20 protein-coding genes are annotated in these 25203 nt (G+C 32.5%); 18 read left to right on the forward strand and 2 right to left on the reverse strand.

From position 1 onward, the window contains the following. Positions 1 to 41: 41 nt before the first annotated feature. The 18 genes from SD960_RS15545 (at position 42) to SD960_RS15630 (ending at position 21523) form a co-directional block, all read left to right on the forward strand. Complete coding sequence (locus SD960_RS15545; RefSeq protein ID WP_318804549.1) at positions 42 to 215, forward strand: hypothetical protein; 174 nt, start codon at positions 42 to 44, stop codon at positions 213 to 215. A 54-nt stretch (positions 216 to 269) separates the two neighbouring features. Then, entirely contained in the window at positions 270 to 542 is a 273-nt protein-coding gene (locus SD960_RS15550) for a hypothetical protein (protein ID WP_318804551.1), read from the forward strand. Between the two features lie 275 nt (positions 543 to 817). Beyond that, entirely contained in the window at positions 818 to 2215 is a 1398-nt protein-coding gene (locus SD960_RS15555; RefSeq protein ID WP_318804552.1) for a DUF1800 domain-containing protein, read from the forward strand. Between the two features lie 12 nt (positions 2216 to 2227). Beyond that, complete coding sequence (locus tag SD960_RS15560; RefSeq protein ID WP_318804553.1) at positions 2228 to 3394, forward strand: DUF1501 domain-containing protein; 1167 nt, start codon at positions 2228 to 2230, stop codon at positions 3392 to 3394. A 449-nt stretch (positions 3395 to 3843) separates the two neighbouring features. Further along, positions 3844 to 4680, forward strand: coding sequence for a prephenate dehydratase (locus SD960_RS15565; protein WP_318804554.1), 837 nt, complete (start codon positions 3844 to 3846; stop codon positions 4678 to 4680). Between the two features lie 73 nt (positions 4681 to 4753). Beyond that, positions 4754 to 5899, forward strand: coding sequence for a pyridoxal phosphate-dependent aminotransferase (locus tag SD960_RS15570; RefSeq protein WP_073397780.1), 1146 nt, complete (start codon positions 4754 to 4756; stop codon positions 5897 to 5899). A 216-nt stretch (positions 5900 to 6115) separates the two neighbouring features. Next, on the forward strand, positions 6116 to 6976 hold the full coding sequence (locus tag SD960_RS15575) for a prephenate dehydrogenase (protein WP_042563667.1): 861 nt from the start codon (positions 6116 to 6118) through the stop codon (positions 6974 to 6976). Positions 6977 to 6988: 12 nt separating this feature from the next. Beyond that, the gene (locus SD960_RS15580) at positions 6989 to 8071 is read left to right on the forward strand and encodes a bifunctional 3-deoxy-7-phosphoheptulonate synthase/chorismate mutase type II (RefSeq protein WP_115847983.1); all 1083 of its coding nucleotides are present in this window, start codon (positions 6989 to 6991) and stop codon (positions 8069 to 8071) included. Positions 8072 to 8348: 277 nt separating this feature from the next. After that, positions 8349 to 9332: a ribosome small subunit-dependent GTPase A gene (rsgA, locus tag SD960_RS15585; protein WP_074660950.1), complete on the forward strand. Its 984-nt coding sequence runs from the start codon at positions 8349 to 8351 to the stop codon at positions 9330 to 9332. A 127-nt stretch (positions 9333 to 9459) separates the two neighbouring features. Next, positions 9460 to 9912 (forward strand): D-aminoacyl-tRNA deacylase, encoded by a 453-nt coding sequence (gene dtd, locus SD960_RS15590; RefSeq protein ID WP_318804558.1) that lies wholly within the window; start codon positions 9460 to 9462, stop codon positions 9910 to 9912. Positions 9913 to 9975: 63 nt separating this feature from the next. Continuing rightward, entirely contained in the window at positions 9976 to 11883 is a 1908-nt protein-coding gene (locus tag SD960_RS15595; protein WP_318804560.1) for a DUF3857 domain-containing protein, read from the forward strand. A 33-nt stretch (positions 11884 to 11916) separates the two neighbouring features. After that, positions 11917 to 13935 carry a DUF3857 domain-containing protein gene (locus SD960_RS15600; RefSeq protein ID WP_318804562.1) on the forward strand — a complete coding sequence of 673 codons (2019 nt, stop codon included), beginning with the start codon at positions 11917 to 11919 and terminating at the stop codon, positions 13933 to 13935. A gap of 1 nt (position 13936) precedes the next feature. Beyond that, entirely contained in the window at positions 13937 to 15910 is a 1974-nt protein-coding gene (locus SD960_RS15605; protein WP_318804565.1) for a DUF3857 domain-containing protein, read from the forward strand. Between the two features lie 2 nt (positions 15911 to 15912). Further along, the gene (locus tag SD960_RS15610; protein ID WP_012022600.1) at positions 15913 to 16239 is read left to right on the forward strand and encodes a nucleotide pyrophosphohydrolase; all 327 of its coding nucleotides are present in this window, start codon (positions 15913 to 15915) and stop codon (positions 16237 to 16239) included. A gap of 132 nt (positions 16240 to 16371) precedes the next feature. Then, positions 16372 to 17601 carry a 3-phosphoshikimate 1-carboxyvinyltransferase gene (locus tag SD960_RS15615; RefSeq protein WP_318804578.1) on the forward strand — a complete coding sequence of 410 codons (1230 nt, stop codon included), beginning with the start codon at positions 16372 to 16374 and terminating at the stop codon, positions 17599 to 17601. A gap of 417 nt (positions 17602 to 18018) precedes the next feature. After that, positions 18019 to 19068 carry a tRNA preQ1(34) S-adenosylmethionine ribosyltransferase-isomerase QueA gene (gene queA, locus SD960_RS15620; RefSeq protein ID WP_318804579.1) on the forward strand — a complete coding sequence of 350 codons (1050 nt, stop codon included), beginning with the start codon at positions 18019 to 18021 and terminating at the stop codon, positions 19066 to 19068. A 413-nt stretch (positions 19069 to 19481) separates the two neighbouring features. After that, positions 19482 to 20759 (forward strand): kynureninase, encoded by a 1278-nt coding sequence (gene kynU / locus SD960_RS15625; RefSeq protein WP_318804581.1) that lies wholly within the window; start codon positions 19482 to 19484, stop codon positions 20757 to 20759. A 329-nt stretch (positions 20760 to 21088) separates the two neighbouring features. Then, entirely contained in the window at positions 21089 to 21523 is a 435-nt protein-coding gene (locus SD960_RS15630; protein WP_318804583.1) for a YMGG-like glycine zipper-containing protein, read from the forward strand. A gap of 57 nt (positions 21524 to 21580) precedes the next feature. On the opposite strand, the gene SD960_RS15635 is transcribed toward SD960_RS15630, so the two are convergent. Further along, complete coding sequence (locus tag SD960_RS15635; RefSeq protein ID WP_318804584.1) at positions 21581 to 23392, reverse strand: hypothetical protein; 1812 nt, start codon at positions 23390 to 23392, stop codon at positions 21581 to 21583. A gap of 178 nt (positions 23393 to 23570) precedes the next feature. Further along, the gene (locus SD960_RS15640) at positions 23571 to 25055 is read right to left on the reverse strand and encodes a hypothetical protein (RefSeq protein WP_318804586.1); all 1485 of its coding nucleotides are present in this window, start codon (positions 25053 to 25055) and stop codon (positions 23571 to 23573) included. Positions 25056 to 25203: the final 148 nt, after the last annotated feature.

Here is a 25203-nt window from a genome sequence, read left to right on the forward strand (position 1 = left end):
CCACTTCAATCGGGGCTAGGGGAAAATAAAACAAAATATTTATGGCAAAAGTAATAATGGAAAGTTGGCGAGAAGGATTACAGATGGTGTCTCTAACTAAATTGCAATATGAAAAGCTTGGTTTGTCTTTATTGGAGTCTAAAACAAATGCTGATATGCTTTTAGAAGATCAGATCATAATTCTAGAAATCGAAGATGAAAATGTAGCTCAATAATTTTTAAAGGCCGCAGATAGATTTGGCGTAAATTGTAGGATTTTAAAATAATAAATGGATTTACATAAAAGTGTTATTAAAAACAAAGAAGAGCTCTACAGTCTAGCTATTGAGTATTACAATAAGATTGATAAAGAATATTTAGAAGAATATTTTATTGTTCCAAGATCGATTTCTATAGTAATTGATCATCAATTTATTCCAATTCCTTGTGTTGAAATAAAATTAGAATTGAAACATCAGAATGAACAAAAACATATAGGTCATTACATTTTATATATCGATGAAAGAAAAAACTTTGTCGATGAATTTCTTATTATTGATTAAAGATTTCATTTTTGTAAATTCTGCGGAAAGAAAAAACCTCCATAAGTAGCTCTTTTTAATACTGCCCACGTTTTCAATAGTATATTATAATGATTATAATGATTATAATGATTATAATTGTTTCAACATATAATGAGCAATATCTCCAAAAAATCCCCGTTTTATTAATACCAACAACATATTTCAGACTTAGAATCTTAGTGCCTCAACATCTTAGAATCTAAAGATTAAACCTTTATAGAAAAATTAAGTCTTATTGTAATAATTCCTGAATTATGAAAAAAAGTAATCTTTGGTCGCTACGATTGGGTTTTTCCGGCAAGCAAGCCGATGAAATTGAAAAATTTGGATTAGAAAAATTTCTAAAGAAATCTTATGACTCAAAAGTTGATACACAACTTCCTGCTTTTTTAGAAGATAGTCCCAAAACATTAATCGAATTAAAAGAATACACACAGTACTTAAAAAAATTAGATCCTGAAGAAAGAATGAAAATTCAAAAAAAAGTGACTAATTCTATAGGTGAATTAAAAAAATGGTGGTTTGAAAAAATGGAAAATGATGAATTTCCATTGCGGGAAAAAATGGTTTGCTTTTGGCACAACCACTTTGTGGTGAGTTCTAGTAAGATAACAACCACTTACTGGATTTATCAGCACAACATGATTTTACGGGAGAATGCTTTTGGGAATTTCAAGGAAATAACAAAAAAAATTGTGAAATCGAATGCAATGGTTAAATATCTGGATAATATCGATAATAAAAAAGGTAAATATAACGAAAACTTAAGTCGAGAATTGCTGGAACTATTCACAATTGGAATCGGCAACTACACAGAAGAAGATATTAAAAACGGCGCGAGAGCTTTGGCAGGATTAAATTATGGTGATGATGGTGCGGTTTACAAAAAGAATTTAGAAGATGATAGTAATAAAACCTATTTTGGAAGAACAGGAAACTGGAAAGCAGATGATTTAGTTGATATTATTTTCGAACAAAAAAATATACCATATCTAATTACACGAAAAATTCTAAAATGGTTTCTATACGATAACCCATCAGAAGAATCGGTGCGTTATTATGGCGATTATTTTAGAAAAGTGAACTTTGAAATCGAACCTCTTCTTACTATAATCTTTACTGAAGAATATGCGAAAAATATTTCAGGAAATAAAATCAAGGATCCCCTCATTTATATTATTCAACTCATTGATGAATTAAATGTGAAAGATTATAATGAAACAATGATAATTGCATTTTTAAGAAAGCAAGGAATGGATTTCTACAGTCAAATTAATGTAAAGGGCTGGGACGGTGGGAATTCATGGCTTACTTCGCAGATATATTTGCAACGAAACAATACTTCAGATTTGCTTTGTAAGAGACAAAATGTTTCAAAAAAAGCTGCAAATACAATGATTGAGGAAAATCAGGACAAAAAAAAGGAGTCTGAGAAAGTAGAAGCTAGAATAGATTTTGATTCTGAGGGAAATAACAAAACAATTATTGCTGAATTGTCTAATAGATTACTGTTTACTGTCAATGATTCGATGCAAAAAGATATGGAAAATTTACTCAAATATGATTTTGACCCTAAAAATCCTAATGCCAATGATGCAGTAATTCGTGTGTTTAATTATATCACTAAGCTGCCGGAATATCAGTTGATTTAAAAATCTATCATTATGAACAGAAGAAATTTTTTAACGTTAACAGGAACTTTTACCGGCGGTATGTTGGTGCTTCCAAGTTTTTTGCATGCTTTTGGAACGCAGGACAATTTGGTCATTGGTGAACAATGTCTTGTTTTTATTCAGCTTAATGGAGGAAACGATGGATTGAATACTTTTATTCCATATGAAGATCCTCTGTATTATGATTTCAGGACCAAAATTGCCCTAAATAAAGAAGTAGTTGTTGGTAAAAATAAAGGGATGGCCTTTCATCCTGCATTAAAAGATTTTGCTCAAATGCAACAAAACGGAGATTTAACAGTAATCCAGAATGTGGGCTATCCATCACCTAATCGTTCGCATTTCCGCAGTCAGGAAATTTGGCAGACAGCTGTTGATTCTAATAAGTATATAAACGAAGGCTGGTTAGGCAGATATTTAGATTTGCAATGTCACGATCATCAGCCAACTGCAGGAATCAACCTGGATTCGATAGATAATCTGGCATTAAAAGGAATGGAACCTAATTCGATCACGGTAAAAGATCCAGATAGTTTTAAGGTAAAATCAAATAAAGAAAATGAAAAATTATCAAACAATCCGCAATTGGATTTTGTTCGAAAAATTGCCAACTCAGTTATACAAGGATCAGATGGTATTCAAAAAGCCCTAAAACAATCGAAAACCGAAATTAGTTATCCTAAAACAGGATTGTCTAAAAATCTGGAATGGATTGCGCGATTGGTGAAAGGGAATCTGAATTCGAAAGTTTATTATACATCGCTTAACGGATTTGATACGCACGATAATCAGCTTTCTATTCATGAAAGAAAATTGACAGAATTAAATGATGCTTTATATAGTTTTTATCAGGATTTAAAACAGGCTCAATTGCTTCAGAATGTAACAGTTGTGGTGTTTTCAGAATTTGGAAGACGTGTAAAAGACAACGGTAACGGAACAGATCACGGAACAGCTGCGCCAATGTTCATAATTGGAGGAAATAATAAAGGAAGAGTTTTAGGGGATAATCCAAATTTAGTAGAACTAGATAACAATGGCGATTTAAAACATCAAATTGATTTCAGAAGTGTGTATGCTTCTTTATTAAAAGAAAAAATGAATTTCGATTATTCTAAAATTGGGATTAGGAATAAACCGATTTCAGGGTTATTTTAGGTGCAAAAAATAGCCACGAATTCACGAATTTTTTATTTTGTAATTTGGGAAATTTAATTTTACACTCAATTGTTTTGTATTAATTCGTGAATTCGTGGGGAAAAAACTTAGCATCTTAGCGACTCAGAATCTTAGAACCTCTTCTCAAAGCCACATTTTAAGCTGCTTTTTTTACATTATCATACAAAACTTGATAAATTTGTTAAGAAATCCTCTTTTGTTTCATAAAATGCAATATTTTTTTTGGTGCAGTGAAAATAATTTATACATTCGCAGAGAATTTATTGAAAAACACAAACAAAATGTCTAATAACCGTTTTTATTTTAGCAACTCTTTTTATTTCTTCTTTAGTAGAAGTGAGGATTGTGCTATGGTTATTTGAAAAATATAAAATACAAATAAAACTAATATACAATCCTGATGCAAATCAGGATTTTTTTTTGAATATATGACAACTAAAATTGCAATACAAGGTATAAAAGGTTCTTTTCATCATCAGGTTGTGAAAGAGTATTTCTCTGAAAATGTGGCTATTGATGAATGTTTGTCTTTTGAGGAATTAATTGACAGTCTGCTTTCAGGAAAATCTGATCAGGCGGTTATGGCGATTGAAAATTCTATTGCAGGGCCAATTATTCCGAATTATGCTTTGATTGACAAGAATAATTTACACATAATTGGAGAACATTATTTAAGTATCCACCAAAATTTAATGACATTAAAAGGTCAGAAGATCGAAGATATAAAAGAAGTTCATTCGCACCCAATGGCATTATTGCAATGCATGGATTTCCTGAAACAATATCCAAATATCAAATTGGTTGAAGATAAAGATACGGCCGAAACGGCAAGAAGAATCCAGGAAAAACAATTAACCGGAATTGCAGCTATAGGAAGTAAAGTAGCTTCTGAAATGTATGATTTAGAAATCATCGCGCCGGAAATACAAACGATCAAAAACAATATGACTCGTTTTGTGATTATCAAAAAACAGAATTCATTTTTGCCTGAAAACGAAATCAACAGAGCTTCTATCAAATTTGAATTAGATCACAAAAGAGGAAGTCTTGCAGCGGTTTTGAATGTAATGAGCGACTGCAAACTGAATTTGACAAAAATTCAGTCGCTTCCAAAAATTGAAACTCCGTGGAAATATTCGTTTTTCGTAGATGTGACATTTGAAAGTTACGAAGATTACGCAAAAGCAAAATCATTACTAAACATAATGGCAGAATATTTCAAAGTATTAGGAGAATATAAAGACACTAAGCCTTATATCGGTTAGAAGTTATTAGTGAAAAGATAGAAGTTAAAAAAGAGCCTAAAGCTTACAGCTTAAAGCGTAAAGCAAAAAAAAAATGATTACAACAGCAAAAAGATTAGATACAGTTGAAGAATACTACTTCTCATCAAAATTAAGAGAAGTTCGACAACTGCAGTCTGAAGGAAAATCTATCATCAATATGGGAATTGGAAGCCCTGATTTGAGTCCGTCGAAAGCAGTAATTGAAGCGGTTGCCGCAGCAATTCAGGATGAAAACGGACATGGTTATCAAAGCTATCAGGGATTACCGGAATTGAGAAAAGGGATGGCAGATTTTTATCAGAATCAATTTGGTGTTGAATTAAATCCGAATAACGAAATTTTGCCTTTGATGGGTTCAAAAGAAGGAATTATGCATATTTCGTTAGCCTTTTTAAATGAAGGCGATCATGTTTTAATTCCGAATCCAGGTTATCCAACGTATACTTCGGTAACGAATTTAGTGGGAGCAGTTCCGGTTTATTATGATTTGAAAGAGGCAAATGCCTGGGAACCGGATTTTGAAGCTTTAGAAAAATTAGATCTTTCGAAAGTAAAAATTATGTGGCTGGGATATCCGCACATGCCTACAGGAGCGAGAGGAAGTTTAGCGTTATTTGAAAAATTGGTTGCTTTTGCTAAAAAACACAACATATTATTGGTTAATGATAATCCGTATAGTTTTGTTTTGAATGATAATCCGATGAGTTTATTGCAGATTGAAGGTGCGAAAGATGTGGCTTTAGAATTAAACTCTCTTAGTAAAACGTTCAACATGGCGGGCTGGAGAGTAGGAATGGTTTTAGGAAATCCTGAAATTATCGATGCAGTCTTAAAAGTAAAAAGCAATATGGACAGCGGCATGTATTACGGAATTCAGAAAGGAGCAATTGCTGCTTTAAATTGCGATAAATCATGGTTCGAAGATCAAAACAAGATTTACAGACGTCGTCGTGAATTGACAGAAAAACTAGCAGAAAAACTAGGTTGCAAAGTTTATAAAGAAGGAGTTGGGCTTTTTGTTTGGGCGAAATTACCGGAAGGAATCGAATCAGCAGAAAAGTTCATTGACGAAATATTATATGAGAAACACATTTTCATAACGCCGGGAACAATCTTCGGAAGTAATGGTGAAGGATATATAAGATTCTCGTTATGTGTAAAAGAAGAAAAAGTGCAAGAAGCGATAGATCGATTTTAGTATTAGGATTTCCTGCAAGGTTTCCAAAACCTTGTAGGTATGAGTTTGAAGGTCTTAATTATTTAGACCTACAAGGTTTTGGAAACCTTGCAGGAGATGTAAAGCTCTTATGAAAACAAGAAGCTCTAGCCCTGATAGAAGCGGCATCCTTTTGTGGTGGGGTTCACCACAAAAGATACAGCGGATAGCAGGAATCAGCTTCTAATAAAAATAAATATGAAAGTATACGTAATAGGAATAGGGTTAATAGGCGGTTCGATGGTGCTGGACATCAAAGAAAAGCATCCAAACGCAACTATTTTTGGAATAGATAATAACGAAAAACACTTGCAGGAAGCAATTGATTTGGGTGTTATTGAGAAAGCAGGAAGTTTTGAAGATTTGGCTGAAGCCGATTTTGTTATTGTTTCAGTTCCGGTTGATGTGGCGCTGACTGTTCTACCTAAAGTTCTGGATTTGGTTGGAGATAAAACGATTGTTTTTGAAGTGGGATCAACTAAAAAACCAATTTGTGAAGCAGTGGCAAGTCATCCGAAAAGAAGAAATTTTATCGCAACGCATCCAATTGCGGGAACGGAATTTTCTGGACCTTCGGCAGCGATAAAAGGTTTGTTTCAAGGAAAGACAAATATTATTTGCGAAGTAGAAAAAACCACTTTTAAATTGCAGGAAAAGGCTTTGAAGCTTTTTGCAGAAATAGGAATGAGAATTCGATATATGGATCCGATTTCGCACGATAAACACATTGCTTACGTTTCGCATTTGTCGCACATTAGTTCGTTTATGCTCGGGAAAACAGTAATGAACAAAGAAAAAGACGAACAGGATATTTTTGATATGGCGGGAAGTGGATTTGAAAGTACTGTTCGTTTAGCAAAAAGTTCTCCCGCAATGTGGACACCAATTTTTAAGCAAAACAAAGAACATGTTATTGAAACATTGGAAGAATATATCTCAAATCTCAGTCGGTTTAGGGATTTGCTGAAAGAAGAAAATTACAACGCCATTTTTGAAGAAATGGAAAGCACAAATAAAATAAAAGAAATACTAAACGGATTAACAACAACTAAAAAGTAAATTAGAATTAAGATGGAAAATAAGAAAGAAATGAGAAAGTGGTTAGAAGATTTCAATTTAAATCACCCACTTGTGATAGCAGGACCATGTAGTGCAGAAACAGAAGATCAAGTATTGAAAATTGCTCATGAATTGAAAGATTCAAAAGTTAGTGTATTCAGAGCAGGAATCTGGAAACCAAGAACGCGTCCGGGAGGATTTGAAGGTGTTGGAGAAATTGGTTTAAAATGGTTGCAAAAAGCTAAAAAAGAAACTGGTTTATTAATGGGTACTGAAGTTGCAACTGCAGCGCACTGTAAACTGGCTTTAGAACATGATATTGACGTTTTATGGGTTGGTGCACGTACAACTGCAAACCCTTTTGCAGTTCAGGAAATTGCTGACACATTAAAAGGAACTGATAAAATCGTTTTGGTTAAAAACCCTGTAAACCCGGATTTGGCTTTATGGTTAGGTGGTGTTGAGCGTTTACACATGGCTGGAATTGAGAAATTAGGAGTTATTCACAGAGGTTTTTCTACTTACGAAAAAACAAAATACAGAAATATCCCTGAATGGCAGATTGCTATCGAATTGCAAAATAAATTTCCTGATTTACCTTTAATCATCGATCCATCTCACATTACAGGAGATCGTAAAATGATTTTTGAAGTAACACAAGAAGCTTTAGATTTGAATTACGATGGTATGATTATCGAAACGCACTACGATCCGGACAACGCCTGGTCTGATGCTGCTCAACAAGTTACTCCAGATGCTTTGAAACAAATCATTAAAGATTTGACTATCAGAAAAACGGATGATACTACAGATCAGTACACTCAAAAAATGACTAAACTAAGAGCAAACATCGACGTACTTGATGCTAACTTATTAGAGCTTTTAGGAAAACGTATGAAAGTAGCTGACGAAATTGGTCAGGTGAAAAAAGATGCAAACGTTGCAATTCTTCAAAACAATCGTTGGAACGAAATCTTAGGAAAGATGATTTTAGAAGGTGAGAAAAAAGGTCTTACTGAAGAATTTGTTTTGAGAATGTTCAAAGCAATTCACCAGGAAAGTATTGGTCACCAGGAGAAAATATTCAACGCATAATATTTTTTAAACCATATAAGTGATATAAGTATTTTAAGCTTTTTATTTTATTGAATTTAAGTTTTCTTATATCACTTGTTGTAATTCTTTAGTAAATCTCCATGTTTCAGTGAAATTTGGAGATTTTATTATTTTATGAACGTACTAATCGTAAAGATGAAATCCAGGCTTGTTTATATTCCCTTATATAACTTATATGGTAAAAATTATTCATTTATCTTTGCAAAGATTTAGAGTTTGAATCTAAATTCTAAAATCAACAATCTAAAATTAAATAATGACAGGACTCGTATATAAATCTACAGGAAGTTGGTACACCGTAAAATCGGAACAAGGCGATTTTATAGAATGCCGTATGAAAGGGAAGTTTAGGATGAAAGGTATTAAAAGTACAAATCCTATTGCTGTAGGCGACATTGTCGATTATGAACTCGAAGAGACTTCGGACGCTGTAACCGGAACGATTTTTAATATTCACGAAAGAAAAAATTACATCGTTCGTAAATCGGTTAACCTTTCGCATCAAATGCATATTATCGCGTCGAATATTGATCGTGTTTTTTTATTGATTACGATTAATAATCCGCCAACTACTTTCAATTTTATAGACCGTTTTTTGGTAACTGCCGAAGCTTATAATATCGAGACTATTCTGGTTTTTAATAAAATAGATACTTTTGATGAGCCAACTCTGGAAGATCAATTGTATATGCAATATGTTTATCAGCAAATTGGTTACAAATGTCTTCGTGTTTCTTCAACAGAAATGAAAGGTATTGACGAATTAAAAGAAATGATGATTGGTAAAGTAAGTATGTTTTCAGGACATTCCGGTGTTGGAAAATCGACTTTGGTAAATGCTATGGAACCTTCTTTGCATCTTAAAACCAAAACTATTTCTGAGGCCAGCAAACAAGGTCAGCATACAACTACTTTTGCTGAAATGTATGATTTGTCTTTTAATGCCAAAATCATCGATACGCCCGGAATTAAAGGGTTTGGAATTGTTGATATGGAAAAAGAAGAAATCAGTGGTTATTTTCCTGAATTTTTCAGATTGAAAGATCAATGCAAGTTTAACAATTGTTTACATAAAGAAGAACCGCATTGCGCCATAAAAGCAGCTTTAGAAAGAGACGAGATCGCTTGGTCCCGTTATAATAGTTATTTGAAGATTCTCGAAGGCGATGAAGAAAATTATCGTACCGACACTTATGATGAGGATCGTAAAATTAGTGATGAAACGAGAAACCAAAAGTAAATTCCAATACAGAAATTCCAAATTGCGGCAAAGTTTTATTGTAGAGATGCACAGCAGTGCATCTAACGTCAGAATTTAAAATCTTTTAATTCGTGTAATCTGTGGCAAAACCAAATCATTAGAAAATATGAGAATAGTTCTTCAAAGAGTTTCCCAAGCTTCAGTAACTGTGGAAGGAAATAAAACTGCCGATATTCAAAAAGGATTATTGGTTTTAGTTGGAATTGAAGATTCCGACACTCAGGAAGATATTGACTGGCTTGTTGGGAAAATCATTAAAATGAGAATTTTTGGTGATGAAAATGACGTTATGAATTGTTCTGTTCAGGATATAGATGGGGATATTATTGTGGTTAGTCAGTTTACACTTCATGCTTCTACAAAAAAAGGAAACCGTCCTTCGTATATAAAAGCTTCAAAACCAGAATTCGCAATTCCGATGTATGAGAATTTTGTTCAGTCTCTTGAAAAAGAATTCAATAAAAAAATACAAACCGGAATTTTTGGCGCGGATATGAAAGTTAGTTTGTTAAATGATGGTCCTGTTACTATTTTGATAGATAGCAAAAACAGAGAGTAAAAAATCATAAACAAATGTTAAGGATTTCTAAAAATAATATATATTTGGCGAAATTCCTTACTGATGAAAAACCCCGTTTTTGCGTTATTTTTTCTTCTCTTTACACTTATTTCTTCTGCTCAAAAGAGCGAATATCCTATAACTGCGATTTCAGACAGCCTTAAAGAAAATGCTGATGCGGTAGTACGATTAGACCAGACCGATATCACTATAGTGTCTCAACGCAGTTTAAATACCAAAAGCCATTGGGTTGTGACGGTTTTTAATAAAAAAGGTTTTGATGACCTTAGCGCTTACGAATTCTATGATAAATCAACTTCAATCAAAAATATCGAAGCTATAATTTATGATGCTTCAGGCAAGGAAATAAAAAAAATCAGAAGAAAAGATTTCAAAGATCAAAGTGTTGCTGACGGGGGCACGCTTTTTTCTGATAATCGTTATCTTTTTTTAGATTATACGCCAATTTCATATCCTTTTACAATTGAGTTTACTAGTGAAGTTCAAACTTCTTCAACAGCTTTTATTCCAAAATGGATGCCTTTGGGAGGATTCAATACAAGCATTGAAAAAGCGGTTTTAAATGTTACTTATTCATCAGATTTAGGATTCAAAAAGAAAGAAATTCAGTTTTCAGGATTTAATATAAAAAAAATAACAGATACCGATACACAACTTTCCTATACTGCCAGCAATATTTTGGCTCAAAAACAAGAAGATTACAGTCCGTCTTACAGAGATTTATTTCCTAAAGTAATGATGGGTTTAGAGCGTTTTCACCTCGAAGGTGTTGACGGAACAGCCGCAAACTGGACTGATTTTGGAAAATGGTATTCTGAAAAAATATTATCCGGAACAACAGATTTGACTGAAGAAACAAAAGCAAAAATTAAAGCTGTTGTTGGAGATGAAAAAGATCCGATTAAAAAAGCAAAATTAGTTTATGATTTTGTACAAAAAAAATCCCGTTATGTTAGTATCCAGGTTGGAATTGGAGGTTGGAAACCTATGTTGGCTACAGATGTCGACCGATTAGGTTATGGCGATTGCAAAGCTTTAACGAACTATACCAAAGCACTTTTGCAAGCTGTTGATGTTCCTTCGTATAATACAGTTTTATATGGAGATCGTTATAAAACCAATATTGAAGCCGATTTTGTTGCCATGCAGGGAAATCACATGATTTTGTGTATCCCAAACGGAAATCATTATACATGGCTGGAATGCACAAGTCAGGACGATCCTTTTGGATATCAGGGAACTTTTACAGATGACAGAGATGTTTTGGTGATCAAACCCGAAGGAGGAGAAATTGTTCGGACGAATATTTATACCGATAAAGGCAATACACAAATTGATAAGGGCAATTATACGATTGATGAAAATGGAAATTTTTCAGGATCATTGTCTATCATTTCAGAGGGATCACAATACAGTACAAAATCAAGAATAGAACATTTGCAACCTACAGAAAAAGAAAAACATTATAAAGAATATTGGGGCAATATCAATAATTTAAAACTTGAGAAAATAGTTTTTGCTAACGATAAAGAGAATATTCGATTTACAGAAAACATTCAGTTAAGTGCTATAAATTATGGTGTACTTGCTGCCAGCAAATTAATTTTTCCGGTTGATGCATTTAATCAAAATGCAAATAACATTAAACGAATTCGAAACAGAAAAAATCCATTTCAAATTCAACGTGGATATTTAGATTCTGATGAAATAGAAATCAATTTACCAAATGGTTTTACGATTGAATTTTTGCCTGCAAACTATGAATTGAAAGGGAAATTCGGTGAATACAAAACCGAAATTATCAAAAAAGAAAATAACAAACTTGTTTACAAGCGTTCTATGTTTTTAAATAAGGGAAAATATTCGAATAAAGAATATGATGAATATCGCCTTTTTATGGAACAAGTATCCAGAAACGATAATTCCAAAATTATTTTAACCAGGAACTAATCAAGTATCTGAAATAACTAAACCAACCATAATATGAAACTTATTAAACCTTTTTGTATTTCAATTCTTTTGTTATTGATTTCAAATGTAAATGCGCAGGAATTTAAATTAGGAAAAGTCTCTGTTGCAGAATTGCAGGAAAAAATTCATCCAAAAGATACAGCAGCTGCAGCAGCGATATTATATAAAAAAGGAAGTTCAAGAATAGAGTACAATCAAAACGATGGGTTTGTTACAGTAACTGATGTTGAGACCAGAATTAAAATCTATAAAAAAGAAGGTTACAGCTGGGTTACTCATAAAGTTTGGTATTATAATACTACTAATTTATCAGAGAAAGTTTCTTTTAGTGATGCGATTACTTATAATTTAGTAGATGGCAAAATCGAGAAAACAAAATTAAAGAGCGAAGGAATATTTGATGAAATCCGCAATAAATTTAGCGGACAAAAAAAGATAACAATGCCTAATGTAAAAGAAGGTTCAATTATCGAATTTAGATATACCATTAGAAGTCCCGCCAGAATGATTAGAGAATGGGATTTTCAAACCAGTATTCCGGTCAATTATTCTGAATTTGTAACTTTTGTTCCAGAATATTATACTTTTAATGCAAGACAAAAGGGATATGTTTTTCCTAGAATGACTGTTGAGAAAAACAGTAAATCCATACTTATAACTTCTAAAGAAAGAATTGGAAATGGATTTGGAGCAGGTACAAGAACAGAATTTTCTCAGGATAAAATTGATTATATAGAAACAAAAACTACATATGTTGGGGAGAATTTCCCTGCGATGAAAGATGAGGCTTTTGTAAATAACATTGATAACTATACATCAAGTATTCAGCATGAATTAGCAATGGTACAATTTCCAAATGAACCCTTAAAGCCTTTTTCGACTGATTGGAATTCGGTAGTAAAAACAATTTATGATTACGAGACTTTTGGACCTGAGCTAAATAAAACAGGTTATTTTGAAGATGATGTAAAAGCTCTTTTAGTCAATAAAAATTCTGACGAGGAAAAGATTTTGGCAATCCTAAATCATGTAAAATCAACTGTAAAATGGAATAATTATTACAGTTATGATTGCGATAATGGTGTTCGAAAAGCATACAAAGAAAAATCAGGAAATGTTGGTGATATCAATTTAATGCTTACGGCAATGTTGCGTTATGCGGGGTTAACGGCAAATCCGGTTTTGGTAAGCACACGTTCAAACGGGATTCCTTTATTCCCAAACAGAACAGCTTTTAATTATGTCATTGCTGCAGTCGAAACTCCAAATGGAAATATTTTACTGGACGCAACCGATAAATTCTCAACACCTAATATCTTGCCATTAAGAACACTAAACTGGCAGGGAAGACTAATTAGAAAAGACGGAACATCAGAAGATGTTGATTTAATGCCCAGAAAGCCATCAGGTGATAATGTTTTTATTAATTATAGTATTGACAGCGAAGGTAAAATTACCGGAAAAACCAGAAGACAATGCACAGAGTATAATGCAATGATAACGAGGGATAATATTTCTGGTTTGAAAGAAGAAGAATATCTGGAAAAACTGGAGAACGAAAATAATAAAATAGAAATAAGCGAATATTCCAGAACAAACGAAAAAGAAATTTTATTGCCAATTGTGGAAACCTATTCTTTTACAGGAAATAATTTATGCGAGCAAATTGGAGGTAAAATCTATATTAATCCGATGTTATTTTTTACAAATGAAAAAAATCCTTTTAAGCAGGAAGTTAGAGAATATCCGGTTGATTTTGGTTTTCCATTTGCAGACAAGTATAATATTACCATTCAAATTCCCGAAGGTTTTTCAGTAGAGAGTCTGCCGGCGCCGGCATTAATGACAATGGAGGATAATTTAGGTACTTTCAAATATAATATTGCAATAAGCGGAAATTCTTTGCAATTGGTTGTTGCACATCAGATTAATGAAGCTATTGTAGGAACTGATAAGTATGAAATGCTAAAAGAATATTACAAAGCAATGATTGCAAAAGAAACAGAGAAAATAGTTTTAAAAAGAATATAATATGAGATTTTACGGTTTAGTATTGTTTGCTTTTTTACTTTTAAGTATTTCAAAAATTAACGCTCAAAATTATGAATTAGGTAAAGTGACAATTGAAGAATTACAGCAAAAAGTAAATGCAAAAGATACTACCGCAGCTGCAACAGTTTTATTTAAAAAAGGAAAAACATTTTTTACTTATACATCTGAAAGAGGTTTTACGGCTAATCATGTTTATGAATTTAAAATCAAAATATACAAAAAAGAAGGACTTAACCTGGCAAACCATAAAGTTTCTTACTACATAGGATATGAAAACAGGAATGATGAAAGTGTTAGTTTTTCAAATGCAGTGACATATAATTTGGAAAATGGTGTCATTGTAAAAACAAAATTAAATCGTGAAGGCATTTTTAATAGCAACATAAATAAATATTGGAATCAGGCAATTATTACTTTGCCCAACGTAAAAGTTGGGTCTGTTATCGAATTTAAATATGTTGTGAAATCAGAAAATCTGATTAGGCTTCCTGATTTCGATTTTCAATATCCTTTTCCTGTTGCTTTTTTTGAGTATAAAACTGAAATTCCTGAATTTCTGATCTATAAATCAATACTTATTGGCCAGGTAAATATTAAGTCAAGTAATGAAGTAGTAGAGAGTAGACAAATATTTGCTACGGGTTACAAACAAATTAACAGTCTTTATACTTCTGAAAATATTCCTGCTCTAAAAAATGAAAAATTTGTCGATAACATAAGCAATTATTCAGGTTCTATACAAAATGAATTAGAAAGAAAGCGATTTCCAAGTGAACCTATTGTAGATTTAACTAAGACCTGGGAAGGAGTTGCAAGCAGTATTTATGAAAATGAGAGCTTCGGAAAAGAACTTAAACTAAAAAACTATTATTCGGAAGATTTAAAATCTTTGTTAGCAAATGAAATTCTGCCTTTAGAACGATTAAATGCGATATTTAACTTTGTTCAGAATAGAATGAACTGGAATAAAGAAAATGGATATTTTGTAGACAAAGGAGTTAAAAAAGCATATGAAGCAAGAACAGGAAATGTCGCAGAAATAAATTTCATTTTGATTTCGATGCTAAAAACTGCGGGGATAGAAGTGAGTCCGGTTTTGGTTAGTACGCTTGAAAATGGAGTTCCTGTATTTCCAAATCGTACTGTTTTTAACTGTGTTATTGCTGCTGCAGAAATTAATGGAAAGAAAATTTTATTAGATGCAACAAATAAGTTTACTACGCCGAATGTTTTACCATTAAATCTTTTAAACTGGAAAGGAAGACTTATAAAACAAGATGGTTCTTCGCAGGAAATTGATCTTATTCCTGAATCTCCTTCAAAAGCCAGTTATACAATAATAGCTACTATAGATCCTGAATTAAGACAAATTCAGGGACAAGTTAGAATTAGAAGAGCAGATTATTCGGCACTTCAATTTAGAGAATTAAAAGTGAGCAATAATGATGAAGACGCTTATCTTGAAAAGTTAGAAAATGAGTTGAGCAAAATCGAAGTTAAAGATTATTTATTGGAAAATAAGAATGAAGATTTGTCGAAACCAGTAGTAGAGAAATTTAATTTTTCATGGAGCAATGCATATGATATGATTAACGGGAAAATATTTTTAAAACCCTTGTTTTTCTTTACAGACAGTTCCAATCCGCTTATTCAGGAAGAAAGACAAATGCCAATTTATTTTGGATATCCAGATCAAAATATTTACAATATCTTCTTGAAAATCCCGGATGGCTATGCTGTAGAATCCCTTCCAAAACCAATACGCATTAGTACAGAAGGTAAAGATGGTTTTTATATAATGAATATGAATACTGAAGAAAATAAAATACAAATTCAGGTGACAAAAGGAATAAACAAAGCTATTTTTGCAGCAAGCGACTACGATATGCTGAAAGAGTTTTTCCAGAAAATAATCGCCAGTCAAAATGAAAAAATTGTCCTTAAAAAAATATAATCATGGATTTGAAAAATGCACAACTAGACGTTGATACCTGGATAAAAGAACACGGAGTTCGCTATTTTAATGAATTAACAAATATGGCGCAGCTTACCGAAGAAGTGGGTGAAGTTGCCAGAATTATTGCCCGCAGATATGGCGAACAATCAGAAAAAGAAAGCGATAAAAACAAAGATTTAGGCGAAGAACTGGCCGATGTTGTTTTTGTGGTTTTGTGTCTGGCAAATCAAACCGGTATAGATTTACAGGCCGCTTTTGATAAAAAAATGGATTTAAAATCGGTTAGGGATAAAGATCGTCACAAAAACAACGATAAATTGAAATAATTGTGAAATATCAGTTATAAACTTTGAATTATGAGTTTTGAATTTTGAATTATGAATGGGGAGTGGTAAATTGCATGCCTGAATTAGGTTTCTAACCATCATAATTCAAATTCACCACTTACAATAAAAAAAATGAATTTAAAATTAAGCACGAATTCACCATTCACCATTGATAATTCTCAATTAAATATAACCGGATCAAAAAGCGAAACCAATCGTTTATTATTACTGAAAGCATTATTTCCAAACATTACATTAGCCAATACTTCAAATTCTGATGACAGCGAAGTAATGCAAAAAGCGTTAATTGGAAATGACGAAATTGTAGATATTCATCATGCAGGAACTGCAATGCGTTTTTTAACGGCTTATTTTGCTGTAAACGAAGGCAGAGAAGTCGTAATGACAGGTTCAAGCAGAATGCAGGAACGCCCGATAAAAATTTTGGTTGAGGCTTTGGCACAATTAGGAGTTGAGATCTCTTATGAAAAAGAAGAAGGTTATCCGCCAATACGAATTAAAGGAAAAAAAGTTACAGCTACAAAAGTAACTTTGGCGGCAAATGTAAGCAGTCAGTATATTTCGGCTTTATTGTTAGTCGCTTCAAAATTAGACAACGGTTTAGAATTAACCTTAGAAGGAGAAATCACTTCAATTCCATACATCAAAATGACTTTGGCTTTGCTAAATGATTTAGATATTCAAACCAGTTTTGAAGGAAATGTAATTAAAGTATATCCAAAAACAGAAGTTGCAGCTAAAGAAATGGTTGTAGAATCTGACTGGAGTTCGGCATCTTACTTTTTTAGTTTGGTGGCGCTGTCTGATTCGGCTTCACTTACATTAAGCAGTTATAAAAAAGACAGTTTGCAGGGCGATTCAGAGTTGGTATCGCTTTATGAGAAAATGGGCGTTCAGACTACGTTTCAAAACAACAAAATGACTTTGGTAAAACAAAAGAATTTTAAGTTTGAAGATGTCAATTTTGAATTAAATAATACTCCGGATATTGCGCAAACAATTGTTGTAACTTGTTTAGGTTTAGGAATTGGCTGTCATTTAACAGGTCTTCATACTCTAAAAATCAAAGAAACGGACAGATTGGAAGCGCTTCGTATTGAGCTTACAAAATTGGGAGCTAATATTTCTGTTACAAATGATTCTTTAACTTTAGTGGCTTCACATAACATTAACCATAATGTAAAAATTGCTACTTACAACGATCATCGTATGGCAATGGCATTTGCGCCATTAGCCCTGAAAGTTCCAATTATTATCGAAAATGCCGAAGTAGTTTCAAAATCATATCCCGATTTCTGGAATGATTTAAAAGAATTAAATTTTGAAGTTTCAAAATTGTAAATTTTCACCATATAAGTTATATAAGTTCATTTAAATAAAATGAGCATAATTTGATAACCTCCAGTTTTTAATTGGAGGTTTTTTTATGTTTTGTCATTTCGACCGAAGGGAGAAATCACACATGTAACTTGACAAAGATTGGCGATTTAGATAACGGAGTTCTTATATGATTTCTCCGTTCGGTCGAAATTGACAAAAAACTCAAATTAATAAAAAACTCAAATTAAATGAACTTATATAACTTATATGGTGGAAAATACATTTTTTAATCAACTCGAAACACCACTAAATCAAGGACTTTTGAAAATAAACAGCAAAACACTTGACAACGCCTATCTCACAATCGTATATTTGCACACGATTTATAATTTTAGATAAAAAATCTAAAATCTACACTCTAAAAATCACAATGCCAATATGAAATTATCACATTTTCAATTTAACTTACCAAAAGAACTTTTAGCGGAATTTCCAGCAGAAAACAGAGATGAGTCTCGTTTAATGGTAATCGATCGTCAAAAACAAACTATAGAACATAAAATGTTTAAAGATGTTATCAATTATTTTGATGATGGAGACGTTTTAATTCTTAACAATACTAAAGTTTTCCCTGCACGTTTGTATGGAAACAAAGAAAAAACAGGAGCAAGAATTGAAGTTTTCTTATTAAGAGAATTAAATTCAGAGCAACGTCTTTGGGACGTTTTGGTTGATCCGGCGAGAAAAATCCGTATCGGAAACAAACTTTATTTTGGTGACGATGATTCGTTAGTTGCTGAGGTAATTGACAATACAACTTCTCGTGGTAGAACATTACGTTTTTTATATGACGGTTCTTACGAAGAATTCAGAAACAAATTGACAGAACTTGGAGAAACTCCAATTCCTAAATATATCAACAGAGAAGTAACGGCTGAAGATGCAGAAAGATACCAAACAATTTACGCAAAAGAAGAAGGAGCTGTAGCGGCACCAACTGCTGGTTTGCACTTCTCAAAACACCTTTTGAAAAAATTGGAAATCAAAGGAGTAAACTTTGCAGAAGTAACACTTCACGTAGGTTTAGGAACTTTTAATCCGGTTGAGGTTGAAGATTTATCAAAACACAAAATGGATTCTGAGGAATTGATTATCAAACAAGAAGCCTGCGATATTGTAAATGCTGCAAAAGCAAACAAAAAACGTATTTGCGCTGTTGGAACAACTTCAATGCGTGCTATTGAAAGTTCTGTTTCATCTCAAAACACTTTAAATCCTTATGAAGGATGGACAAATAAATTTATCTTTCCTCCTCACGATTTTAGTATTGCAAATTGTATGATTACAAATTTCCATACACCAAAATCAACATTATTAATGATGATTTCTGCTTTCTGTGGACATGATTTAATGAAAAAAGCATACGAAGAAGCAATCAAAGAAGGATACAAATTTTATTCTTACGGAGATGCAATGTTGATCCTGTAATTAGAATTATCTTATAAAAAGACCCGACAAGTTTTAAGACCTGTCGGGTTTTTTGTTTTGTTTCAGATCAACGCTAAATGTTATGGAGAAACATAAATTATGCTCACTAATAATTTTTTACCGCAGAGAACACAAAGATTTTATTTAAGAATACTTTAAAAAGTACAGAGTTCGCAAAGCTAAATCAATACAAAGCTTTGCGGACTTAGACTGTGTAAACACAACTCAAATCTTAGTGAACTTTGCGAAAAATCTTTGTGTTCTCTGCGGTAAAATTTTTTCCCCTCCCCAAAGGTTTTAGAATTGATTCTGGAAAACTAAAAACTGAGACTGCGACTGAATTAATTCAAAAGATGTTAATTTTATTTGAGATACTTTAAAAGTTGTTATTTTTACCTTTCAAAAATTACACAATGACTTTTCAAAATACACGCGAATTCGCGAAACAACTTGACTCACAAGATACTTTAAATCATTATCAGGATCAATTTATATTTCCTAAAGTAAATGACAAACGCGTAATTTATTTTACGGGAAACTCTCTAGGTTTACAGCCAAAACGCACCAAAGCTTATATTGATGAAGTAATGAATGACTGGGCAGAACTAGCCGTTGAAGGTCATTTTTATGCTCAAAAACCATGGTGGGATTATCAGGAAAGATTTGCAGAACCGTTGAGCAAAATTGTTGGTGCCTTGCCATCAGAAGTTACGGTGATGAATACTTTGACAGTAAATCTTCATTTATTGATGGTTTCATTTTATCAGCCAAAAGGCAAACGTTATAAAATTATCTGCGAAGAAAAAGCTTTTCCTTCAGATCAATATATGTTTCAGAGTCAGGTTCATTTTCATGGATATAAAACAGAAGATGCGATTGTAGAAATCAAACGACGTGAGGGAGAACATAATATTCGCCTGGAAGATGTTCTGGCAAAAATTGAAGAAGTTGGAGATGAACTTGCTTTGGTTTTAATTGGCGGAGTAAATTACTATACAGGACAAGTTTTTGATATTAAAACTATCACTGCTGCGGGACACAAAGCCGGAGCAAAAGTGGGTTGGGATTTGGCACACGCTGCTGGAAATATCAAATTGGAACTTCACGATTGGAATGTAGATTTCGCGGCATGGTGCAGTTATAAATATATGAACTCAGGTCCGGGAAATGCTTCCGGATGTTTTGTGCACGAAAAACATCACAATGATGCTGATTTACCAAGATTTGCCGGTTGGTGGGGACATAATAAAGAACGTCGTTTTAAAATGGAACCAACTTTCGATCCTGTTCATGGTGCAGGAGGATGGCAAATTAGTAATTTACCAGTTCTTTCATTAGCACCTTATCTGGCTTCAGTTGAAATGTTTGCTGAGGTTGGAATGGATGCTTTAATCGCTAAAAGAGATCATATTACATCTTACTTAGAGTTTATTCTGCATGAAATTGATAAGGAAGTAAAAGGTAATTTTGAAATCATTACGCCTTCAAACCCTGAAGAAAGAGCTTCTCAGTTGTCTGTTTTTTTACACGGAGAAGGAAGAAGTTTATTCGATTATTTAATGAAAAACGGAGTTATTACAGATTGGCGTGAACCTAATGTAATTCGCCTCGCACCAGTTCCATTGTATTGTTCCTATGAAGATATGTATGATTTTGGGCAAATTCTGAAAAAGGGAATTTTAGAGAAGTAAAACAAAGTCACAAAGTTTTATCTCATTTTATGTCATTTCGACGCAGGAGAAATCTCCACAAGTAACTCCGCAACGAGAATCCAATCTTGGTTGAGCTTCTCGCGGAGATTTCTCCTGAGTCGAAATGACAAATTGGTGCAGAATACGGCCAATAATTGAAATTTTCGACTTCTGATCTTTTTAGGTATTGACTTAAAAAATCCGTTTTAATCCGCGTTCAAACTATCATAGTAATCTTCAAATTCTATAATGTTTTGTACAAATCATATAACATCAGCAAAAAACATCTTCTTTACTTTGTAGTGTATAAATCTAATAAAACTACAATCATGAAAACCTTATATGTAATATTGATCGCTATATCAATTGTTTCTTGTCAGAATCAATCGAATGCAGATATGAAGAAGGCAAAACAGGCAAGTATAGATTCTATGAAAGTTGAAATCGAGAAACAAAGAGTAATGGACTCGATGAAAACTGAGATGGCAAAAATAAAAGAAGAGCAACGAGTAGAATCGCAAAAAGTTGTGGTCGTTCATCAACAAGATAATGCGAATGGAACTGCAACAACGACAACTACAACCAAAAAGAAAGGCTGGAGTGCTACTGCTAAAGGTGCTGTAATTGGTGCGGGAGTTGGTGCTGCAACCGGAGCAATCGTAAGTAAGAAAAAAGGAGAAGGTGCCATTATTGGTGGTTTGGCCGGTGCTGCTTTAGGTACTGGAACAGGTGCTGTTATTGATAGTAAAAATAAAAAAGAGTAAGCTAAATAGCGCTATATATAAAACCCCGATTTAGATTTCTAAATCGGGGTTTTGTTTTTATACCAATTGCGGCGTTGGAATTTTGATTGCTGCTAATTCCAGTTTATAAAAATCGAACTGATATTTGATTTTTTCTGTATCGCTTTTAAAGTATAAGCCAGATTCAAATAAATTCTGATAATAATCAATACCTTCCAGAAGATTAGCTTTAAAACTATTCCATTTTTTAAGTTGGTTGGCAGTAACTTCGCCGGAAATAGTTTCAATCTCGCTTCTAAAATAATCAATATACATCTTTAATTCTTTTACAAATAAATTAGGACGGTTTTTAGCCCTTAAAACAGATGTATTTCCATAAATATGCTGCAACATATCAGTCAGTGAAACTTCTTGATCAAAATACGCCATATTGGGGCCTGGACAAATAACAACACCCTGGTCCTGTCCTTTTATTTTAATATCATTTTCTAAATAAGATGAATTGGCTAAACCAACACACAAACATGATTTTTCTGTGATTTTAGTTTTAGCATTTTCAAAAGCATTAATCGAAATTGTATTTTTTATACTATCTAATTCGGCTAATTTTATATCCTGATATTTTTTTGAAGCTGTACAAATTCCGTGTGGGTCATATTCTTTACTCAGCGCCAGAAATTTTTTAGGGCAAGAGCTTCCTGCTTTATTTTCGTGAATTCGTTTTTGTTTTAAAATTTCATTTGATGTGCCTCTCACGGTATTAAAAGGAACTCCCAATGGCGAAATATGACTTAAATACAAATCTTTTTCTTTCGCATTTATCAATAAATTTCGGGTTGTCTGGTCTACAGATGTTGCTTCGGGAACTAATAAAAAAGGAGAACCCCAGCCAACAGAATCAACCTCGTATTTTTCTAATAAAAATTCATGTTCTTCAGCAGTTCCAACGCCGCCCTGAACTGTAATTTTTAAAGGCAGAGGCTGATCAGGAATAGGTGCATTTTTTTGTTGCAGCACTTTTACCATTAATTCATGGGCAGATTGAACTAATTGCTCTTTTTTTAGTTTAAATTCTTCCAGAATAGTTCCTAATAAAAGGCCATCGGTGGCAAAAGCGTGTCCGCCGCAATTTAAACCTGATTCTATGCGATATTCAGAAACCCAAAGTCCTTTTTTAGCTAAAAAATTTCCCTGAATCATTGCAGATCTAAAATCACTAACTTTTAGAATAATTTTCTTTTTGAGTTCGTTTTTTTGATTTGGAAAAAAGTCTGGAAAATTCTCAAAATAACTGTAAAGTCTTGGATTCATTCCTGCAGAAAGTACTACTGAAGATTCCAGGTTACTGTTGGCAAATCCTCTTAAAGCGGCGTGAGCGTCATTAAATTCAATCGGAAGCTGTTCGTTTTTTACAAAATTATCTTTATCTAGTTTCGTCATGATATTCACATCAATTTCGCCGGGAAAAAGATTGGATTCGATGTAATTTTGAATGTTTTCTTTGAATAAAATTCCATCTTCCAGTAAATTTTGAAAACCCTTTTTAATGTCAGAAGTATTGGGTAATGTTGCTATAAAATTTTCTACAGCGGTTTTACTTTCAGCTAATTCTGTTTTAAAACTTTCAAACTTCTGTTTTACAATTGTATCAACTAAATTAAGGTAAGAAGTAATTCTTTCCGCACGGTAATCGTGAAATTTTTGCGTGATTTCTTCATATGGAAAATTGAATTTAGTGCTGTAAAAATTACGCATCTTTTCGATTAAATCATCGTCGGCTATAGAAATTACAGACGAAATCCCATATTGCGCCACTCGTATTGGGCTGTCAATAGTATAAGCGAGTCCCATTACCGGAATATGAAAAGTATGTAAAGGCCTTTTTGTCATTTGTTTTCAAATTAAAATAAAAACAAATGTTGAAAAAAATAATTATTGAAAACCTGATAATTGTCAGGTTTGAGAATTAATGTTTGCCACGAATTACACAAATTAACACAAATTTTTATTTAGATAAAGTTGAAATTATTAATTCGTGGTAATTTGTGTAATTCGTGGCTAAAAAATACTAAATCAAAATCTTCTTCAAAGATTCTGCGATATTTCGCCATAAAAAGTTGTAAAACGATTTTTCCTGAATTCTTTCTACTTCAACATCAGCATTTTTTGTTTTATCTTTTGAATCATTTTTGACAAGTAAATTAACAATGGCTGATTTTAATTTAGCTTCTTTCTCCGGTTTTTTCTTTTTGAATAATTTGACTTTCAAATCGTCATAATCTAATGAAGCATTTCCTTTTGAAATATTATCATTTCCATAAAAATTAAAACGGTATTTATTAAAGACACCAGTGAATGAAGCATTCATATAAGGTTTACTGAATCGGCCAATAGCCGCAACATCAAAATTGGAGATAACGCCCTGAATATGAAAACTATCTTTTTTATCTAAAACATTAAAATTCCAATTAACATTTAAAGGTGACGTTTTCATGAAAACACAATTAATTTTGATTTTTACATCATCAGTTTTTTTTAATCCAAAACCACTTTTCAAGTTTGTTGCCTGCAGATTAAAATGATCAAAGTTTAAAACACCCGGACCTTTTGAAAAATCAATTTCTTCCTCATAAACCAGTTTCGATTTTAAGACTTGCAAAGTATCAATCTCAAGTGGGAATTTGATATTTCGTAATAAATGATTGTAAAGATATTTTTTGCTTAAATCATCTTTTGGCATTTTACCACGATAGATATTGGCATCAAAATGATTAATTACAAGTGAATTTGCTTTAAAGAAAAAACGATCATTTTTAAAACCCCAATCCATTTTTGCTACTTGAGCCGAATCAAATTTTAATGTATAAATATCTTTTTCCTTCTCTAAACGCTTCACAAAATCTTGTCGGTTAAACTGCGGAAGATTAGAGAAATTATTGATTTTTAGAAAGTTTTTTTCACTACTTATTTTGCCAATATTAATATGATAAAAAGCACTTGGTCTGTAAAATAAACTATCAATAACCAAAGCATAACTTTTATATTGAAGCGGAATTTTTTCGTTTAAGGTTGCATCGGTTATTAAAATACCTTCCAGTTTTAAAATCATTTTTTTAATACTAAAAATTGGTTTTTGAGAATCTAAGGAAACAACATCCACAGATGCGTCATTCAGGTAAATGTTTGAAACTGCAATTATTTTACGAAACGGTGCAATGATTTCATTTTTGATACTTTTACTGTTATTCAAAAGTTTTTCGCCTTTTTTATATAAAATAACCCTTGGTTTATTGATGATAATGCTTTCGGCCTGAATAATGTCGCGGAAAGCCAAATCCCAAATATTAAAATGTTGTATTGTAATAGATTCGATTTTACAGAAAAGTCCATTCTTGCTGTCTTTAGGCTGGTTTTTCGGATGAACCAATAAAGTTTCGGCATAGATGTTTCGGGAAAAAAGAGATACTTCGATTTTCTCGTAGTTGATGTTGTAGACTGTTTTGTTTTTCTCGTGAATAATAATCGGTAATTGTTTTTTTATCCAAATATTCAACCCAAAATTGATTAAAATCAAAAAAAGAAAGACTGAAATGACACCGATTGCTATTTTTTTATAGATTGACATTTATGGTATTGGTTTTAAATACATAAATTTAGGCTTTTTAAAAGTCATGTTTCTTATATGATTCAATCATTAAGTT

It is taken from the genome of Flavobacterium sp. MMLR14_040 (genome assembly GCF_033657265.1).
Classification (GTDB): Bacteria; Bacteroidota; Bacteroidia; order Flavobacteriales; family Flavobacteriaceae; genus Flavobacterium.

Coding starts and splice junctions, on each gene's coding strand:
- SD960_RS15545 (WP_318804549.1), top strand. CDS start 42: ATGGCAAAAGTAATAATGGAAAGTTGGCGAGAAGGATTACAGATGGTG.
- SD960_RS15550 (WP_318804551.1), top strand. CDS start 270: ATGGATTTACATAAAAGTGTTATTAAAAACAAAGAAGAGCTCTACAGT.
- SD960_RS15555 (WP_318804552.1), top strand. CDS start 818: ATGAAAAAAAGTAATCTTTGGTCGCTACGATTGGGTTTTTCCGGCAAG.
- SD960_RS15560 (WP_318804553.1), top strand. CDS start 2,228: ATGAACAGAAGAAATTTTTTAACGTTAACAGGAACTTTTACCGGCGGT.
- SD960_RS15565 (WP_318804554.1), top strand. CDS start 3,844: ATGACAACTAAAATTGCAATACAAGGTATAAAAGGTTCTTTTCATCAT.
- SD960_RS15570 (WP_073397780.1), top strand. CDS start 4,754: ATGATTACAACAGCAAAAAGATTAGATACAGTTGAAGAATACTACTTC.
- SD960_RS15575 (WP_042563667.1), top strand. CDS start 6,116: ATGAAAGTATACGTAATAGGAATAGGGTTAATAGGCGGTTCGATGGTG.
- SD960_RS15580 (WP_115847983.1), top strand. CDS start 6,989: ATGGAAAATAAGAAAGAAATGAGAAAGTGGTTAGAAGATTTCAATTTA.
- rsgA (WP_074660950.1), top strand. CDS start 8,349: ATGACAGGACTCGTATATAAATCTACAGGAAGTTGGTACACCGTAAAA.
- dtd (WP_318804558.1), top strand. CDS start 9,460: ATGAGAATAGTTCTTCAAAGAGTTTCCCAAGCTTCAGTAACTGTGGAA.
- SD960_RS15595 (WP_318804560.1), top strand. CDS start 9,976: ATGAAAAACCCCGTTTTTGCGTTATTTTTTCTTCTCTTTACACTTATT.
- SD960_RS15600 (WP_318804562.1), top strand. CDS start 11,917: ATGAAACTTATTAAACCTTTTTGTATTTCAATTCTTTTGTTATTGATT.
- SD960_RS15605 (WP_318804565.1), top strand. CDS start 13,937: ATGAGATTTTACGGTTTAGTATTGTTTGCTTTTTTACTTTTAAGTATT.
- SD960_RS15610 (WP_012022600.1), top strand. CDS start 15,913: ATGGATTTGAAAAATGCACAACTAGACGTTGATACCTGGATAAAAGAA.
- SD960_RS15615 (WP_318804578.1), top strand. CDS start 16,372: ATGAATTTAAAATTAAGCACGAATTCACCATTCACCATTGATAATTCT.
- queA (WP_318804579.1), top strand. CDS start 18,019: ATGAAATTATCACATTTTCAATTTAACTTACCAAAAGAACTTTTAGCG.
- kynU (WP_318804581.1), top strand. CDS start 19,482: ATGACTTTTCAAAATACACGCGAATTCGCGAAACAACTTGACTCACAA.
- SD960_RS15630 (WP_318804583.1), top strand. CDS start 21,089: ATGAAAACCTTATATGTAATATTGATCGCTATATCAATTGTTTCTTGT.
- SD960_RS15635 (WP_318804584.1), bottom strand. CDS start 23,392: ATGACAAAAAGGCCTTTACATACTTTTCATATTCCGGTAATGGGACTC.